Below are 17943 nucleotides of genomic sequence, written 5' to 3'. Positions count from 1 at the left end.
ATTAACGAGGAACGACTCTAGCGTCATTACCAGAAACATTGATTTGGACCGCTTGGCCTGGTTGGAAAATCATGTTTGGATTTGCTTCTTGAACAATAGAGATAATCTTTCCGTCCTCTAAACGAATGGTCAGATTCACGCCATTTCTTTTCGCGGTTGCTTCAGCCGCTTTGCTGCCTGCATAGCCACCCAATAGACCACCACCAATGGCAGCGATATCCGAGCCAGAACCGCCCCCAACTTTTGAGCCTAAGATCCCGCCCACGGCAGCACCAGCGATGGTGCCAATGGCATTGGATTGGGTAGAGGCATCAATGGTTACGGGTTCTACTTTTTCTACTGTGCCGTAGTAAACCTGCTGAACTTTGCGAGTGTCGGATGAGCCGTATGCATCTCCGTACGGGTTAGGTGAGCTACAGCCGCCAAGCACGAGCGCACAAGTAATGGTGAGCAACATGCCTAAATTAATCTGTTTTTTCATATAGCCTCCGAATGGTTTCTTCATTCAAAGAGTATATACCCCAATTTAACCTGCGTTTTGGTGCTTTATAAAACAGTGGCTTAGCGGCTTGTCCCTTAAGGAAACGCGATTGTCTAAGCAGTATTAATGATCGTTAAGCGTATGAAACCCTGAATAAATACGTGTAAAAGTAGTAAACCAGCATGCCGCGCCAAAGATATACGCGATGACGGCAAAGTGTTGCGGTAGCAAACAAAATAAAACCAAGCAGCCAATGGTTTCTGTACCTTCGGTTAAGCCGCTCATGTAGTAAAGCGATTTGTTTTTATATACCGGATTATCGATGCCTTGTTTTCCTGCCATGATGGCAAAAGCCAAAAAGCTACTACCAGTGCCGATGAAGGAAAAAATCAAAAATGCGCCTGCAACGGCATTGTGCTCTGGGTTGGCAAGCACAAAGCCAAAAGGAATCAACGAATAGAACAAAAAATCTAAGCTGATATCAAGAAAACCACCCGCATCGGTAATGCCTTGAATCCTTGCCAGTGCACCGTCTAACCCATCACAGATTCTGTTCAGCAAAATAAACAGCAACGCCAACAAGTACTGTTCGGCGATCAAAGCAGGCAGGGCAAAACAGCCAAGCACAAAACCAAATACTGTCGTCTGATTTGCAGTGATACCACATTTATCGAGATATTTCGCACTGAGTGCCAGCGGTTTGCGGATGAGCTTTATACTCAGGCTATCAAGCATGATTTGTCTCCCACGGCCAGTTTAGGCAGCGGCTGCCATCAGGAATATCGTCTTCATCGTGCGTTACCATCAAAGTAGGGATGTTCGCTTGCTGCAATTGTTCGACCACCCAATTGCGAAATTGCACGCGCAGGTCTTTATCCAGCTTGCTATAGGGCTCATCAAGTAGCGCAACTTTTGGCTTTGCTAGCAGCATACGAGTCAATGAGATACGGGCACGTTGCCCTCCCGAAATTTGGTCAGGAAAGGACTCTGCTAGTTTGGTCAATGAAATGTTCTTCAGTGCTTGCATAGCGTGAGCTTTACGCTCTTCACCTTTGATTGAGTTTGGTAGCGCGAAGGCAAGGTTCTCCCACACCGTTAAATGAGGGAAGAGCAAATCCTCTTGGAATAGAATACCGACCTGACGCTTATGGGCAGGGAGGGCATCCAACTTTTCGTTATCAAGCGTAATGGATCCAGAGTAGTTGAACTCGGCGGATAGGTGCCCGGCAATGGCATCCAACAAAGTGGATTTACCACAACCGCTAGGCCCCATCAGGGTAACGATTTCACCTTTTTCTACGGTCATGTTGAACGCTGAAAAAAGCGCGTCGCCATTGGTTTTACGGATGGCGAGGTTTTCGAGACAAAGACTCATTCAGTAGTAAACCTTTTATAGACAAGCGGCGATACTTCCTGTGCAAGTGGCTAAGCAGTATCGCAAAAGAAAAGAACAAGAATGGCAGCAGAGCTTGCCAAATGGCGTAAATAGCGGTGACACGTCGGTCAAAACCACTGGATAGTGCAACGGCTTCGGTTGTGATGGTGCTAATGCGCCCAGCCCCTAGCACCAATGTTGGTAGGTATTGCGCCAGGCTGACACTAATACCGACAGCCCACGCGAATGCAATTGCAGGCAGGAGGATTGGCAGTTTCACTTTTAACCAAGCTTGCATCGGTGATTTACCCAAGCTGAGTGCGACGCGAGTTAAGCCGTTATCGAAGCTGCGCCACGGACCGTCTAGCGAGAGGTAAATAAATGGGAACGCAAAGAATACATGCGCCCAACATACCCAAAAGAAATACGCATTACTGTTTAAGTACAGCGTCACTACTTGCATACCGAATAGCACGGATAGCTGAGGAATCAGCATTGGGATGGCGATGATGTAACCGGGCACCTGCCAGCGATAACGGAGACGATACTCATGTGCTATTAAAGCAAGAACTAGCGCGACAGTCGCGCTGATTAGGGCGATTGACATACTTTGTTCTAGAGTCCCTAGAATACTGTGCCATTCGTATTCCCAAAAACGCAGGCTGTAACGGCTTGGGAGCAAATCTGGAAAGCGCCAACGTTGGGCAAAGCTCCACAGCACCATGAGTGGAATCATTAGAAGTGCAAGTAGCGCGACCAGTGAAAATAGGGTTTTACCGGGTAAACGAAACCCGTTTCGACCAGAGTACTGCCAGAGTTTGAAGCCTTTGGTAATACACCATTCCATTAAGCGTGCAAATCCAATCAAAAGGCTTGCGATCGCAAACAGTATTACTGCGCCAGCGGCCGCTCTTGGTAGGAGCGATAAATCTGGATCGTTAAACCATTGCCATACCAAAACCGCAAACGTCGGCGGGTTGGTGGGGCCAATAATCAGGGCGACATCGACAACGGACAAACTGTAAGCCAATACCGCCAGCATTGGAAAGCGCAGTTTTGCTATCCACTGTGGGAACACGCATTTCCACCACGCTTGCGCCGAACTGTAGCCCATCGAATGACTGACTTTTTCAATCTTATCGACTTTCAATTGCTGAAGAATTGGAATACTCATCAACAATAAAAACGGCACTTCTTTAATCGCAAGCATGATGACCAAACCGAGTGCGTGCGGATCTTTAATCAGCAATGCTAAGTCATTCACCGTTTGTGCATTCGGGTCGTAACCAAACAGTTGGTTGAGAACCCTAACGCCCATACCAGTTGGGGCAAACAAGAACGCAAAGCCAATCGCAAACGCGACGTGCGGCATCGCGAGAAGTGGGGAAAGGCTAACTTCAATTTTTCGCCAAAACTTACTGCCCCAAGAGGCTTGTAGAATTGCAAATGCGATGAAGCAAGCCAAGTAGCTACTGAAAATGGCGGAGTAGAAAGTAAGCCCGATGGATGTCCAAACACCTTCCCAATCAAAGACGGCATTGAAGCCATCAAAAGAAAAGTGGTGTAGACCGATAGGAGGTACATAACCGAGCGCAGAGACCACCACTCCAAGTAGTCCCGGAATGGTAGGCAAAATACAAACTGCGATAATGACTAAATACAGCGCTCTTAACATGGATTCTTACTAATTCCCGTAGCGTTTCAACCATTCTTTTTCCAACGCCGCTTGCCAACTTGGATGTGGCTCAGCGATAGATTTGAATTGTTGAGTGTTTTTGGCCGAACCAGTTAGGTATTGGTTGCTTAGTACCGAAGGGTCGCCCCAGATGTTTAGGTTACCTTTGCGAGACTGTGCTTCAGGGCTCAATAAAAAGTTTATCGCAACTTGTGCACCAGCACTGGCATTTGCGTTCCAAGGAATCGCTAAAAAGTGGATATTTGAGAGTGCTCCTGCGTCCATTGCGTACGCTTTGGTGCTCTCTGCAAGATTACCGCTCGACTGCGCAGAGAAAACCGCGTTCGGGTTAAAGGTAATCGCCAGGTCAGTCTGACCATCATCTAGTAGCTGAAGGGTTTCTGCTGTACCGCCTGGAAACTGCTTACCACCGCGCCAAGCGACTTTATGGAACTCATCTAGATAAGACCACAGCGGTTGAGTGACTTGTTCAAACGTGTCATCGGTAACTGGTTGTTGCAGCTCAGGGGCGTTGTTAGACAGTTCAATGAGTAATGCTTTGATAAAGCTTGTGCCATGAAACTCTGGTGGTCGAGGGTAAGTCAGGCGATTCGGGAACGCTTTTGCATAGCTCAGCATTTCTGAGAATGATTTTGGAGGGTTATGGAGGGTTTGCTCGTCATGGATAAACACTAATTGTCCTACTCCCCAAGGTGCTTCTAGACCTTCTGTTGGCTCGGAGAAGTCCACATCAATTGGTAGAGATTTATCCACATATTGCCAGCTTGGCAAACCTTCGACAAAAGGACCAAATAGCAATTGGTTATCCTTCATTGATTTGAAGTTTTCGCCATTGATCCAAACCATATCAACACTACCACCGCTGTTTTTGCCTGCCGCTTTTTCTGCGATAAGTCGAGTAGTGGTCTCAGAAATATCAGTTACTTTAACGTGGTTTAGCGTCACGTTATAACGTGATTTTAGCTCTCTACTCGCCCACTGTATGTAGCGATTAATTTCTTGGCTCCCGCCCCAAGCATGAAAGTAGACGGATTGCCCGTCGGCTTGCTGTTCGATTTTTTGCCATTCGCTATTCACTGATGAATCGGCAAAAGAAGGTGTCGCAAAAGTCGTGGCTAAAATGCCAATGCTGCTGAGTAGCTTTTTCATATCTATTCCGTGTTATGTCTTTTGGTTCTTGCTTTCGTTTCTATTGACGTTTTCGCAAGTCGTTCCGCTCTGTTACAAGGATAGTAATTCATCTCTCTCTATTATCAATGCCAATCCCAAACGGAATCACTCATTGATTCAAAGAATTACTCTCAATGTGAAGCAAAACGAATAAAGGACAAATTTGGTGTCATTTTAGGAGCGGACCGTTTGTTTGAGGATATTCTTTCAAGTAATTGAAAATTATTGTCCCCAGAGATATGAATAGGTTGTTTTACAGAGCAAAATTGATGTCTAAAGCATGGAATTGAGGGCGAAAAGAGAAAGAAAGTTGGCCATTTAAATGACTTTAGCATGCATGACTAACGATTCATCGATATAAAAAAAGCAGCCGTTTGGCTGCTTTAAGATACTATCTGGTTTACTTAGTTGGGATTAGTTTACCCAGTCACGTAGTGTAAACGTCAATTCGTGATCGGCACTTTTCAGAACAAGACCATCTTTAGTTAGCGTGATATCGCTCCAGTTAGATAGTGTTTGTGTCATTGCGTTTTCGATCTTCATTTGATCTTCCATACACATCTTCATGGTCATGCCCATTTTTTCGATGCGTAGTTGGTTGTTTTTCAACTCGGCTTGACCGAAGAAGTTGTTACAACCTGCGTTGCCGTTTGCGGTTAGATTTTCACCGATTTCTAGGCGAGCCGCTTTTTGGTGTTCGTCTAGAACGATATTTTTGCCATCAACTTGAACAAGTTCCCAGTTGTGGTGCTGCAAATCTTGAGCCGTTATTTCTTTCACATCATCACCGTTGCTAGCACAAGCAGTCATAAGAACAGGGAGAGAGATTGCTGTAACTAACGTTTTTAGGCTAAGCTTCATTTTATAGACTCCGTTTTTATAAACGCGGTAAGTATAAGTAATAAAACACTGTTTTTGTCAGCATAAGGTTATGGTTTCGTATGTTTTTGACATAACGAAGTATATAGCAAGTTTTGTTGCTGACTAATCTTCTCATTATTTAAACTAGGCCAATACGCCCTAATATGGAAAGAGCGGTTTTAGTATGGAGCAACTGGAGTTTTTTACTGTCCCAAGCCCTTGTGTTGGAGTATGTACCTCCGATGAAAAAGGGTATTGCAAGGGGTGTATGAGAAAGAGAGAGGAAAGGTTTAATTGGCTTAACTTAACCCCCGCTCAGCAGTTGCACGTTATTAAGTTGTGTCGTCAAAGGTACAGAAGAAAGATGTTGGCCGGGAAGACGAAGCCAGAACAGCTTCAAGATGAGTCATCGCCTCAACAAGACTTATTCTAGAATTCTTGTTCAGTCTGTGGGGTTACGCCTTCGCTTTCGGTTCTGATTAGGCTTTTACATATTCCCGGTCCGGCAAGGTGTCCTTTAAGAACCGGGAATCTCCTATCCATTTTCCCTATAGAGCGGTAATTGGCGTTATTTCATCGACCAACGGTCGCTAACCCAGCCTCCCGCTTGTTCGTCGAAGTGATTTCCTGAAAATCTATGATTGAATTCAACATCTAATTTACTTGTTGGGCGTTCATCCATCAGTTGATGAATATATCTCGCCATAGGATCCGTACAAGCTTCACGCTCTCTACGGGTAACTACTTCTTTGATCATTTGGAGTCTGTAGCTATTGCTGGCTCGTTTCATTTTTGACCTCCAGAACTCGATGGCAGCAGTTTGAACACATTGACGTCCAGATCGCTGCTCATTAGTGTGCGCGTGGAGGCACATCACCATCGTTTGAAGTCCAAAGACAAATTGTTTGAGAGCAGTGTTTGTAACGCCATTCACATCTTTCTCAGAATCATTGACTATGCTATTAAAAATGTTTCGCGAAATTTAGCCGATGAACCTGCATATTTAAAAGACCTTATCAAACATAGAAGCCCAACACAGGGGCGTCAATAACACAAATGAACAATTTTTGAACATATTGTGAAGGTGGAGAGTTTTCAGTAATTTATCGAAAATAAAAAACCGAAGCACAAAGCTTCGGTTTTAAGGAAAGCCCTGACGAAATTGCTTGTAAAAGCTCTTAGCGCCAGGGGGAAGGTGTTGAGTATTAGCTACCAGTTGCAGGACAACCTTTTACTGGTTGGCCATTACTGAAGTACTTGATGTTCTCTAAGTTCTTGTTGTAGTTATCCGCAGAGATTTGTGGGTTGTTTACGAAGAACTCGCGCAAAACGTATGCATCGGTTAGCTGTGTAGATTGAACATCGATGATTGGATAGTTATCGCCACCAGCAGCACTGAAGCTGATTACAGAGAATGTGTACGTTGCGTCTAGATCGAAGCCTTTATTGTTAATATCGGTAATGGTTACTGAGCCAGCATCACAATTTACATCTAAAGTGATGTTATCTAGTTGAGCGTAAGCACCAGACCCTGCAGATTTCGTCGCAACCACGTCTAGGTATTCTTTAACTTCTTTACCTGTCATAGTTGCTTTAGTCACGAAGTTACCGAATGGCTGAACCGTTAGTACGTCACGGTAAGTGATATCACCATCTTGGATTGAATCACGCACGCCGCCAGAGTTCATCACACCAAAGTCAGCATTTACCGTTTTGTAAGTACGGTATGCCTCGCCGAGTAGGTGACCTAGGTTAGTTTGTTGAGAGCGAACTACGTTACGATCACCTTCTAACTTACCCGTCGTATTAGAAATCTTCTCATCTAATAACTCTTGACCTTGTTGTTGGTATGGCAGTAGTAACGCTTTTACTGTTGCATCTTGTTGAATTCGTTCACCGATAACTTCATCGTTTTCGTCTAGAAGGTTTACAGGAATCAGTGCGTAGTTCGCTAAGTGAAGCTTGCCGTCGTAGTATTCGAAGTCTGCACGACCCACATATTTACCCCACTCATGCGCTTGCATAATCCAAGTGCCTTTTTGTTGGTCTGGGGCACAATCATCCCCAGGTTTGAAATCAGCATACTCATTGGTACCTGGTTCCATACATACAGGGTTTTGCGAGTGACCACCGATGATAGCGTTTAGCTGTCCTTCTTCAAGAGAGCGAGCGAGTTTCACGTCACCTGGTGCTTCACTACCGTTTTTGCCATCTTCGTAGTGACCCATGTGCGTCGTTGCAAATACTAGGTCTACCTTTTCGTTCTCTTCGATTTCCTTCAGTACCTTTTTGATTTCTACTTGAGGGTCTTCGAAGTGGATGTTTGATACGTTGTCTGGATTGACTAGCTTCGCAGTGTCTTGCGTTGTTAGACCAATAACAGCGATCTTAAGGCCGTTGATAGTAAATACTTTGTAAGGGTCGAAGTAACGCTCGTTTGTATCTTTTTTATAGATATTCGCAGCCAGCATAGGGAAGTCAGCTAGCTCGGCTTGCATATCGAGAATATCTAGTGAGTTATCAAATTCGTGGTTACCGACAGCCATTGCATCGTAACCAAGTAGGTTCATCCCTACGAAGTCTGGAACCGCATCTTGCATGTCTGATTCTGGTACACCGGTATTAATATCACCGCCAGATAGCAGAATGGTTTCACCGCCTTTTGCTTCGACTTCTGCGCGGATAGATTCGATTAAAGTGTGACGCGCAGCCATGCCGTATTCGCCGTCGCTGTTATGCCAAAAGCGACCATGGTTATCGTTAGTGTGGAGAACGGTGAACTTAGTACAAGAATCTGCAGTCTCGCAGGTTACTGGAGAATTGTCGCTGTCTGAGCCGCATCCTGCTAGCGCAGCGCCCACTGCCACTACCAAAAGAGATTTGGAAAACTTCATAAGGGATCCTTTCTTTGTGATTTTGTTATTGTTACGGCGTGAAATATACGGAATTAATGTGAAACTTTAGTGATCTATCTCTTATTTATACTTCTATCGGAGAAATGAATTAATAAGCCTGCAAACTACGTCTATAAATAAACAGAATTGGTATTTAGTATTTATTTTGTATCGCTAGCTCTATTTTTTGTGAGGTAGTTAATTGAATGTGTGTTGTTTGTGTGAATCAATGCGCATTTTTGCGAAGTATTACGCTGATTTTGGTGATTATTTTGCCAAGTTTATGTTTTTCCTAATAGGTATGACACAAATCGTTATAAATTTTCGCTCTAATGATGAGGGGCTCGGTTTGTATGCATAATGAACAGCACAGAGCTTAAACTCATTTGATCATGGCTTTATTCTGCCAAACTCTATCAAAAATTGTATTTATCTCTTTACTATAATTGCGATCGTTTAGAAACCTTATGCTTTAGGCATCGTTTATTTATCCTCATCCGATACCTTATCGTGCTTATTCCGCATTTGACACTCGAGTGTTTAAACAAATAGATTCAACCTAATGAGTCAAAATGAAAAGTAAATAATGGATCGTTCTTCTTCGAATATTATGATGTGAACTATCATTTAATTAATGAAAATGAAATAGATTAATGTAAAGCGTTGCGACTGTAGCCGTTATCTTTGAGCTTTGGTTTAAAGGGTAGGGTTAAAAGAATTTGTAAGTGGTGAACGCTAATAAAGGATGCTTATGAGATACACAGTAAGGGACGCACTCAAAAAGGAAGCAGCCCAAATCGCCAAGATACACGTTGATTCTTGGCTGGTGGCGTATAAAGGATTAATGCCAAAGAGCTACATAGAGCAGTTTACGATTGAGCGTCGAGAAAGGATGTGGGCACGAGTGATGACGGAGCAACTGGCCCAATTGATCGTAGTTGAGAGGCAAGGAGAAATTGTTGGCTTTTTAAGTTACGAGTTACCTAACCACACCAGCGAAGATAAAACGGCATTAGTGACATGTTGCTACGTTACGCCGCTACATTATGGGCAAGGAGCAGGAAGTGCACTGTTAGATGAGTTAGAGACACGTTTGCTCTCTACGTCAGTTATGCAGATCAGTTTGAAAGCACTGGATACTAATCAACAGGGGCTTAACTTTTACAAGAAGTGTGGTTTTGTGCGTACTGGAGAGGAAGAGTCGGAAGTGATTGAGAGTATGACGCTGACCGATCTCACTTTAGTGAAGTATATTGCCCGCTCATAAATCAAATGCTATATGCTAAATATAGTAAAACCCCGGAGGTGGTAAGACTCCGGGGTTTTGAAATTTTTTAGATGTCTCGGTTGGTAAGTCCGATTATCTTTTATGCAAAAGGTTTGGATTTAATCCGATTAATTCCTTGGTAGGGAATTAGATGCGGATGAAGTCCATGTGTTCAACTTTTGGCTTGAACGCGTGACGTTGAACGTCTTGTGGCTTAACTTTAACTTCTTTGCCATCGATAACTAGAACGATGCCTTCGTAGAATTCAGGCTTGTCCATTTGGTTTACGATGTCGTCGTGGTTAAGAACGATAGCTACTGCTGCTTCTTCACCGCCGTATACAACTGCAGGGAATTTGCCAGCGTGACGTAGGCGGCGGCTCGCACCTTTACCTAGTTCAGTACGTACTACTGCTTCGAATTTCATAGTATTTACTCTCAAATTAGTAAAAATCAAATGTTCACAATCAACAATGCGACCTTGTTGTTCGTGGTAAAGCTTGAAACAGGAACTGTTCAAGCGAGCGCGGATACTATCATTCCAATTATAAATGGGCAACCCAAATCGTATCCAAATCAACAAAAAGGTATGATTTAGCGGGGTGGAAGGCTATCCCTTTTAACGCTTTGCTTGGATTTTGTTCACATCGACTTCATTTTCATCGGTTTACTGATCATGGTCCGAAAAACAAAGTTTATGTGTTATATGCTTTATGTTCGGCTGAGATGTAAGACTAAAGATGCTTTTAATCCACCTAAAGCGCTTGTATCCAATGTTAATTGACCTCGGTAACTGTGTGCCATTTCACTGACTATGTTTAGACCAAGACCTGAGCCAGGGGTTGTTTCATCCAATCTAACTCCTCTCTTGATTACTTGACTCAGTTTCTCTTTAGGGATGCCTGGCCCATCATCTTCAATAATGATGTGTATATTTTCCTTATCCTGAGAGGAGTGCACACGAATCATGCTGTTGGCCCACTTATAGCCATTTTCTAGCAAGTTACCTAGCATTTCATCGAGATCGGTCTGCTCTACTGCTACATTCAGCTCTGAATCAAGTTCATTAATTAAGGTAATGCTTCGGCTCGCATACACTTTATCAAACGCCATTGAGATAGCATCCACACGATCTGCTGGGTTCGACTTCACTGATAATATGTTCATCGATCCGGCCATACGGGCACGACCCAAATGGTAATCGATATGGTCTTGTATTTGATTGATTGGAGCTCTGAGACGGGATTGTGCCTCAGGTTCTAACGTCTGAACTTCATTTTTTAGAACAGAAAGTGGCGTTTTAAGTGCATGAGATAGGTTACCTGCATGATTGCGAGCTCTCTCTAGTAATTCTTGGTAATGGAACAGCAGAGCGTTGAGGTCGAAGATTAGAGGAGAAATCTCTTTTGGGTAGGTTTCTTCTAGACTCTTTTTATTACCAGACTTCAGCTCGGCTAATTCTTTTTGTAGCTTTGTAAGCGGACTCAATGACCAAGCAATTTGCAGTAAAATGACGGTAAGTACGCCCGCGAATAATAAACCCAAAATAAGCCAAAGTTGGCCGATTAACGTTTGAAGGGTATTTTTAATGGGCTCTTCGTCAATACCAATAATAATGTGAATAGGACCATCGTAATCAGGAAGGTACAGTGCTTTTTCTAGCGTAATTAGTTTTTCGCCTCTTGCTCCATACGCATCTTTATCCAAACCTTTGTATTCGATTTTTTTGTCCCACAACGAACGAGAACGTTCGAGGCTTGCCTCTGTAGAGGCACTCCAATACAAACCACTGTAAGGTCGGTTAAATCGAGGGTCTGATAGCTGAGCTGCGAGTGAAAGATGCCCGGTGTTATCGACTTCTAACTGAGCTGCGACTTCATCCATAAAAATGCTGAGCTGTGAGCGAGTGTCATCAACCATATAGTTGTAGACCTGCGTCGGTATCGTCACACCAGCGGCGAGGATCATTGCCGTTAACCAAACGATCGCCGCTAAAACGAGGCGACTTTTGATACTCAGTCGTTTTATTGCGTTCAACGGTAGCCTGTTTCTATTCGGCATTTAATTGGTATCCCAACCCTCGGACAGTTTTGATGATCTTTGGTGCGATTTTTTTGCGAATTCGGCCGATAAAAACTTCGATTGTGTTGGAGTCACGATCAAAGTCTTGTTTGTAAATGTGCTCGACGAGTTCGGTTCGAGAAATCACTTTTTCCGGGTTATGCATAAAGTAAGCGACCACTTTATACTCTAGCGCCGTCAAGCTTACCGCTTGACCTTGCCACATGACTTTAGAAGTGCGTGTATCCAAGCTCAAGTCGCCAATTTGCATCACAGGAGAGGCATTACCAGAGGCTCTTCGAAGCTGTGCACGAATACGAGCGATAAGCTCAACCATTTCAAATGGTTTAGTTAGGTAATCGTCTGCACCTGCGTTTAAGCCTTCAACTCGCTGCGTTAGGGTGTCGCGAGCGCTTAGAATCACGACAGGAGTATTAATGTTTTCATCTCTGATGCCTTTTAGGACGGTAAGACCATCCAGTTTTGGCAAGCCGAGGTCAAGAACAATGGCGTCCCATTCTTCCGAAGTCGCGCGATACAGAGCGTCTATGCCATCTTGGGACAATTCTGGTACCCAGCCGGTACTTTCTAATGTTTCGATGATTTGCTCGCCTAAACGAGGATCATCTTCAACAACAAGTATTTTCATATTGATGATTCTTATTATGTTTGGATTTTTATCGAAGTAAGCTACGCATCGTGTCTGGATGACGCATTAGACAAGTTTAGTTGTTTTGCGGCTTTAACGCTTTGTTAAAGCTGCGACCTTTGATCTCAAGCATTTCTAGCGTGGCGGCGTCGTACTCAACTTTCAGGACGCTATTGTTGTACAGAATTTTCAATTCATACACCCAAGCATCATCATCTTCTTCAAGCTCGACCTTGATGATGCGGCCGTATAGGTCGTTTTCTACTGCGGCGTAAAGTTCCGAAAATGGTCGTATATATCCTTGTTGAACCGCGCGATAGACCTCATCTTGATCTTCATCGAATTCGATGCGTGTTCCTGGCTTTTCGACATCTTGCACGATGGCGTGGCCATTTTGTGATGTGTACTCGTTGCCATGCTTGGCAAAACTTGGTGCACACATGAATGTCGTGATAAGGCCGAAAAGTAACGCAGAATGTAGAGAAGTCGTTGCTTTATACATAGTCAAACCTTTTCTGGAGCGTTAGCCGCAGTATATCGGATATAGATGAACAGAGAGTGAATCAGCTAATTAAGTTTTGCCATGTGTTGTCGATGTTATTTCAACTCATCTTCAAAAATCTTATCTCGCAGCTTCCAAAAGCGACCAGATTTTCTAGCAATAACAAACTGAGGCAAACGGAAACGATGTTGATTAGCGACAACGCGTGTCGGTGAAGCCTCTTCAAAAGGGCGATGCTTGTCTGCTAAGTGGGGACGTACGAACTGATCTTTAAACGTTTGTTTTTGTTTTTTGGTACCCAATGACCAAAACTCATGAACTAACGCATTGCCTTCGCCTTGGTATGGTTCACCAGAATACGTCACTTTTAGCTGAGATTTACCATCACTGGACTTAAATACAGATAGGTCCATTTCTGTGCATTCAAAGATTAATGCATCTTTGAGACTAAGGGCTTCTTTTAGCTTTTTATCTGGGTCAACGAGCGTCGCGTCACACTCATGACAAATTCGTGCAGCGATATCGTTGTCCGCACCACATTCACCACAGTATTTGGCACGAAAACGGTAGCCACAGTGTTCACGTTCGCCTGTGTCTTCATCTTCAAAGTAACCTTGGCAACGTCTGCCAAAGTGTTCAACCAAGAAACCGTTACTATCCAACTTACCCCAGAAGTTGTTATTGAATCCGCAAGCCGGGCAAGGAATCGTGATAATTTCACTGTCAGAGTCTGGTTTGGGATCACCGACTTCAGGTTGGTATAAATCGTAGCTGTTGCCTGCGTAATCAAGCACTAAACATTCTGATTTTCCGTCTGATAAGCGTAATCCTCGTCCTACTATCTGTTGGTACAGACTGACTGACTCTGTTGGTCGCAAAATCGCGATTAAATCGACATGCGGCGCATCAAAACCGGTTGTCAGTACCGAAACATTGACCAAGTATTTTATTTGGCGATTCTTGAACGCTTGGATGATCGCATCGCGCTCCGGCGTAGGTGTATCACCAATGACGATTTCAGTTTCGCCTTCTGGCAATAAACTGTGGATCTCCTGTGCGTGTCGGACAGTTGCAGCGAAGATCATGACACCTTGACGCTCTTTCGCATATTGCATGATTTGCTCAACAATTTGTGGAGTCGCACGTTTGGCTTTATCGATCACCATGTCCATTTCTGCTTCTTTGTAGCGTCCGGTGTTAGCGGGCTTCAGCTGAGAGAAGTCGTAAGACAAAACGGGCGCATCCATCATGCGGGCTGGAGTGAGGAAGTTTTCGTCGAGCAAGTAACGGATCGGCAGTTCGAAAATACAATCGCGGAAGAATCGAGGCTCTTCGGTTCGCACTTGACCTCGGGTGTGATACTGATAAATCCAGCCCATTCCTAAACGATAGGGCGTTGCAGTTAGTCCCAGCACCTTAATACCAGGGTTCAGTTCTCGTAAGTGAGTAATAACTTTTTGGTAGCTGCTGTTTTTGTCATCTGGCACACGATGGCACTCATCAATAACGAGCAGAGAAAACTGGTTTTTGAACGAATCTAAGTTACGTACGACCGATTGAACCGAAGCAAACACGACTTGCTGGTCAGTTTCTTTTCGTCCCAATCCTGCTGAGAAGATAGAACCTTTTAAACCATAACCTTCATACTTCGCGTGGTTTTGCTCGACCAGTTCTTTTACGTGGGCGAGGACTAACACTCGTCCTTTCGCAAGGCGAGCAAGTTCTGCGATCACCAAGCTTTTCCCGGCACCGGTTGGCAGCACGATCACTGCTGGTGTCGAGTGTTTACGAAAGTAATGAATAACGGCTTTAACCGAGTCGGCTTGATAAGGACGAAGTGTGTACATGAAAATATGTGAAATTGCTCAACTATTCGAACGAGGAACGCTATAATACCTGACTTTTATACCCAAGTGACCTTTAAACCAAGATTTAGAGATCACTTGGGTATAATTCAATGAGGTATTCATGCGTTTAGATAAATATTTGTGTGACGCTCTGGGTGCAACACGCAAACAGGCAACAAAGATCATCAAAAGTGGAGACATCACCGTTGACGGTGAGGTTCAAAAAAGTGGTGCATTTAAAGTACCCAAAGGTGCGGAAGTGATGTGGGAAGACCGTGTTATTGGTGCTCCTGGTCCTCGTTACATTATGTTGTATAAGCCTGCTGACTTTGTTTGTTCACATGAAGATGGCTACAACCAAACTGCATTCGCATTGCTTGATGAGCCTAAAATTGAAAACCTTCACTTTGCGGGCCGATTAGATGTCGACACAACTGGTTTAGTGTTGATTACGGATGATGGTAAGTGGTCTCACCGTATTACCTCACCTAAGCATAAGTGTGAGAAAACGTACCGTGTTTGGCTCGTCGATGCTATTCAGCCAGATTACGCGGAAAAGCTCGAACAAGGCATCATTTTGCGCAATGAATCAGAAGCAACATTGCCCGCTCGTTTGGAAATCGTGAACGAGGCCGAGAATGAAGTATTGTTAACTATCGTGGAAGGTAAGTATCACCAAGTGAAACGTATGTTCGCGGCGTTAGGAAATAAAGTTGAGTACTTACATCGTGAGCGTATTGGTTCTATCGAACTTGATGAGGCACTAGAACCAGGTGATTATCGCTACCTCACGCAAGAAGAAATTGATTCTATTTGGAATTAATTGTCGGCATGGGAAATTCTTTAGTTCCTAATAGGAACTAGTCTTTTGGTAGGAATTGGCTCAAAATAAATTTTCCTACCAAAATTAGTGCCTAGACAATTCCGGTGTGCTTACTCATCTCAGTGATATGCCTTTGCATTTAGCTGATGCATGCATACTCTTATTGCAAAGCCTTCGGCTACGGTGAATGGAATGATGGTGTCAACGCCATCATTTTTACTGCATTGTGTTTGTTTCCCATAAACACATTTCGCTTTCACATGCTTTTCTATGTCGAGTTCGTCAAGGTCACACCTTGGTACATATTTGCCCTTATGATTCTCGAACGTTGGATAGAACAGGTTTTTGGCTTCTACATTCAGCGATATGAGAACTTCCGTTATTTTCACTTTGTTCTGCAAGTATTGACGGTAGGGCTCCAACAAGAGGTAAAAGAATGACAGAAAAAGCTCAAAGTGCTCCGCAATCCCAAATCAGTTTTCTATTGTTTCTGGTACTAGGAGCGATTGGTGCTTTGACGCCTTTGGCGATCGATATGTATTTGCCTGCGATGCCGACAATTGCGAAAGATTTGGGGGTCGCGCCTGGCGCGGTTCAGATTACGTTGACGGCTTATACCGCGGGTTTTGCGATCGGCCAGTTAATTCACGGGCCGCTTGCCGATAGCTTTGGTCGCAGACCTGTGTTGATTTTAGGCGTACTTTTCTTCGGCTTGGCTGCTGTTGTGAGTGCGACAACAAATGGCATTGATGCGCTGACCTATGTACGTACGGCACAAGGTTTTGCTGGCGCGGCAGCGGCGGTCATTATCCAAGCAGTGGTGCGTGACATGTTTGACCGTGAAGACTTTGCCCGTGCAATGTCTTTCGTCACCTTGGTGATCACAATGGCACCCTTGGTGGCACCGATGATCGGTGGCCATCTCGCGATTTGGTTTGGTTGGCGTTCCATTTTTTGGGTACTAGCTATTTTCGCTGTAGTTGTGATTTTTCTCGTACTTTGGAAAATCCCTGAAACGTTACAGCCTGAAAATCGTCAGCCTCTTCGTTTCCGCACGACGCTGAGAAACTACGCCAGATTATGCTCCAATCCTGAAGCGATCGGTTTGATGCTCTCAGGTGCGTTTTCATTTTCCGGAATGTTTGCATTTTTGACGGCGGGTTCGTTTGTTTATATTGATTTATATGGTGTTCGACCAGACCACTTTGGTTACCTATTTGGTTTGAACATTGTGGCGATGATCATCATGACCAGTATTAATGGTCGCTTGGTGAAGAAAGTTGGTTCCCATGCCATGCTTCGTTTTGGGTTGTTCGTGCAACTTTTGGCGGGGATTGGTTTATTCGTAAGTTGGTTAATGGACTTCGGATTATGGGGCATTGTACCTTTTGTTGTGCTGTTTATCGGTACATTGTCGACGATAGGTAGTAACGCGATGGCGCTGCTTTTAAGTGGTTACCCATCAATGGCGGGTACGGCGTCGTCTCTAGCGGGGACATTAAGATTCGGTATCGGTTCATTGGTTGGTGCGCTGGTGGCATCACTGCCCGGGAATGTTGCTTGGCCGATGATCATCGTAATGTTTGCTTGTTCTGTGCTTTCAGCACTGTTTTATTGGACTTTAGGAAGAAAGGCGTAATGTCGAATTACACCAAAGAAATTCAAAACTTGGTTAACTCAGCACTTGAAGAGTTAGATCAAGAGCATCGCTCAGGTAAGTTAGCCAATGCCCCTGTTGCGAATAACCATTATTTAGTGCGTTGGGTAACAAAGGCGCTAAAATCACAACGTTTCGGACGTACGGTAGGCGATGACTTAACGCGTTGGCAAAAAGCAGGTCGCTCAAAGGGGAACGATGCTGGTTTGTTGTTTATCTTCAAGCGTATTTCTGCTTTTTATGCGCAATTCTTCCCTGAAGGTGAAGACTCCAGAGTGTTCAAAGATTCAGATATTGAGTCTTTTCTTGATTTGATGGAGCAAGCAGGCTGGGAAGTCTCGACGTCTGAGCAACTGATTGGGTGCGGCAAAGTACAAATCTTCACTGAAGGTCAAAACTCTTTAGCGTTATGTGCAGACCAATGCGAAAGCTGTTTTGATGGCGAGTTGCTCGTAAAGCCAATGAGTTGGTTTGTACGTGGCAATCATGCTGAGTTTGTTGAGAAAGCAGCGCAAGCGGGCTTTATGGTACATAAGGTAACAGACTACAAATCGATGGTGAAATACCATGGCGAGTACCTTATTTTTCCAGCAAACGAAGGCAACCAGTTAGCCGAAATTCCACTCTCGTTCAAAGCTGACTAAAGTGACATTTTGAGTTT

General features: G+C 44.2%; 18 protein-coding genes. 5 read left to right on the top strand and 13 right to left on the bottom strand.

Going from position 1 to position 17943, the window contains the following annotated elements:
* Position 1: 1 nt before the first annotated feature.
* From R7P74_RS02190 to R7P74_RS02165, 6 genes are all read right to left on the bottom strand, one after another.
* Positions 2–481, bottom strand: coding sequence for a glycine zipper 2TM domain-containing protein (locus tag R7P74_RS02190; protein WP_005386695.1), 480 nt, complete (start codon positions 479–481; stop codon positions 2–4).
* 123 nt (positions 482–604) lie between these two features.
* Complete coding sequence (locus R7P74_RS02185) at positions 605–1216, bottom strand: CDP-alcohol phosphatidyltransferase family protein (RefSeq protein WP_054577935.1); 612 nt, start codon at positions 1214–1216, stop codon at positions 605–607.
* Positions 1209–1856, bottom strand: coding sequence for an ATP-binding cassette domain-containing protein (locus R7P74_RS02180; protein WP_042522013.1), 648 nt, complete (start codon positions 1854–1856; stop codon positions 1209–1211). Before R7P74_RS02180 ends, R7P74_RS02185 begins: the two co-directional genes overlap by 8 nt.
* The gene (locus tag R7P74_RS02175; protein WP_225455378.1) at positions 1822–3531 is read right to left on the bottom strand and encodes an ABC transporter permease; all 1710 of its coding nucleotides are present in this window, start codon (positions 3529–3531) and stop codon (positions 1822–1824) included. The genes R7P74_RS02180 and R7P74_RS02175 overlap by 35 nt, the downstream gene beginning before the upstream one ends.
* 9 nt (positions 3532–3540) lie before the next feature.
* Positions 3541–4701 (bottom strand): ABC transporter substrate-binding protein, encoded by a 1161-nt coding sequence (locus tag R7P74_RS02170; protein WP_005378079.1) that lies wholly within the window; start codon positions 4699–4701, stop codon positions 3541–3543.
* 435 nt (positions 4702–5136) lie between these two features.
* Positions 5137–5583, bottom strand: a complete 447-nt coding sequence (locus R7P74_RS02165) for an META domain-containing protein (RefSeq protein ID WP_005378077.1) — start codon at positions 5581–5583, stop codon at positions 5137–5139.
* A 184-nt stretch (positions 5584–5767) separates the two neighbouring features.
* On the opposite strand from R7P74_RS02165, the gene R7P74_RS02160 reads away from it, so the two are divergent.
* Positions 5768–6016 carry a DUF1289 domain-containing protein gene (locus R7P74_RS02160; RefSeq protein ID WP_005378062.1) on the top strand — a complete coding sequence of 83 codons (249 nt, stop codon included), beginning with the start codon at positions 5768–5770 and terminating at the stop codon, positions 6014–6016.
* A gap of 135 nt (positions 6017–6151) precedes the next feature.
* Here the strand turns inward: R7P74_RS02160 and R7P74_RS02155 are convergent, their stop codons facing one another.
* Positions 6152–6373, bottom strand: coding sequence for a hypothetical protein (locus R7P74_RS02155; RefSeq protein WP_005386686.1), 222 nt, complete (start codon positions 6371–6373; stop codon positions 6152–6154).
* Positions 6374–6788: 415 nt separating this feature from the next.
* Positions 6789–8477 (bottom strand): bifunctional UDP-sugar hydrolase/5'-nucleotidase UshA, encoded by a 1689-nt coding sequence (gene ushA, locus R7P74_RS02150; protein WP_005378064.1) that lies wholly within the window; start codon positions 8475–8477, stop codon positions 6789–6791.
* 751 nt (positions 8478–9228) lie between these two features.
* Between ushA and R7P74_RS02145 the strand changes: the two genes are divergently transcribed.
* Complete coding sequence (locus R7P74_RS02145; protein WP_005378065.1) at positions 9229–9744, top strand: GNAT family N-acetyltransferase; 516 nt, start codon at positions 9229–9231, stop codon at positions 9742–9744.
* Positions 9745–9891: 147 nt separating this feature from the next.
* Here R7P74_RS02145 and rplY read toward each other — a convergent pair whose 3' ends face one another.
* From rplY to R7P74_RS02120, 5 genes are all read right to left on the bottom strand, one after another.
* A complete protein-coding gene (rplY, locus tag R7P74_RS02140) occupies positions 9892–10170 on the bottom strand; it encodes a 50S ribosomal protein L25 (protein WP_005378066.1) in 279 nt (92 codons plus the stop codon).
* A 284-nt stretch (positions 10171–10454) separates the two neighbouring features.
* Complete coding sequence (locus tag R7P74_RS02135; protein WP_005378071.1) at positions 10455–11804, bottom strand: ATP-binding protein; 1350 nt, start codon at positions 11802–11804, stop codon at positions 10455–10457.
* Positions 11794–12453, bottom strand: a complete 660-nt coding sequence (locus R7P74_RS02130) for a response regulator transcription factor (RefSeq protein ID WP_005378073.1) — start codon at positions 12451–12453, stop codon at positions 11794–11796. Before R7P74_RS02130 ends, R7P74_RS02135 begins: the two co-directional genes overlap by 11 nt.
* Positions 12454–12529: 76 nt before the next feature.
* A complete protein-coding gene (locus tag R7P74_RS02125; RefSeq protein ID WP_372008595.1) occupies positions 12530–12895 on the bottom strand; it encodes a PepSY domain-containing protein in 366 nt (121 codons plus the stop codon).
* Between the two features lie 155 nt (positions 12896–13050).
* Complete coding sequence (locus tag R7P74_RS02120) at positions 13051–14802, bottom strand: DEAD/DEAH box helicase (RefSeq protein ID WP_047100738.1); 1752 nt, start codon at positions 14800–14802, stop codon at positions 13051–13053.
* 121 nt (positions 14803–14923) lie between these two features.
* Here R7P74_RS02120 and rsuA point away from each other — a divergent pair, with 121 nt between their 5' ends.
* The 3 genes from rsuA (at position 14924) to R7P74_RS02105 (ending at position 17926) form a co-directional block, all read left to right on the top strand.
* Positions 14924–15625, top strand: a complete 702-nt coding sequence (rsuA, locus tag R7P74_RS02115) for a 16S rRNA pseudouridine(516) synthase RsuA (protein ID WP_005388670.1) — start codon at positions 14924–14926, stop codon at positions 15623–15625.
* A 436-nt stretch (positions 15626–16061) separates the two neighbouring features.
* On the top strand, positions 16062–17264 hold the full coding sequence (locus tag R7P74_RS02110) for a Bcr/CflA family multidrug efflux MFS transporter (protein ID WP_225472783.1): 1203 nt from the start codon (positions 16062–16064) through the stop codon (positions 17262–17264).
* The gene (locus tag R7P74_RS02105; protein WP_225472784.1) at positions 17264–17926 is read left to right on the top strand and encodes a DUF2913 family protein; all 663 of its coding nucleotides are present in this window, start codon (positions 17264–17266) and stop codon (positions 17924–17926) included. Before R7P74_RS02110 ends, R7P74_RS02105 begins: the two co-directional genes overlap by 1 nt.
* Positions 17927–17943: the final 17 nt, after the last annotated feature.

This window comes from Vibrio sp. 2033, from assembly GCF_033339735.1.
This window is presented reverse-complemented; position numbering and strand designations above follow the sequence as displayed.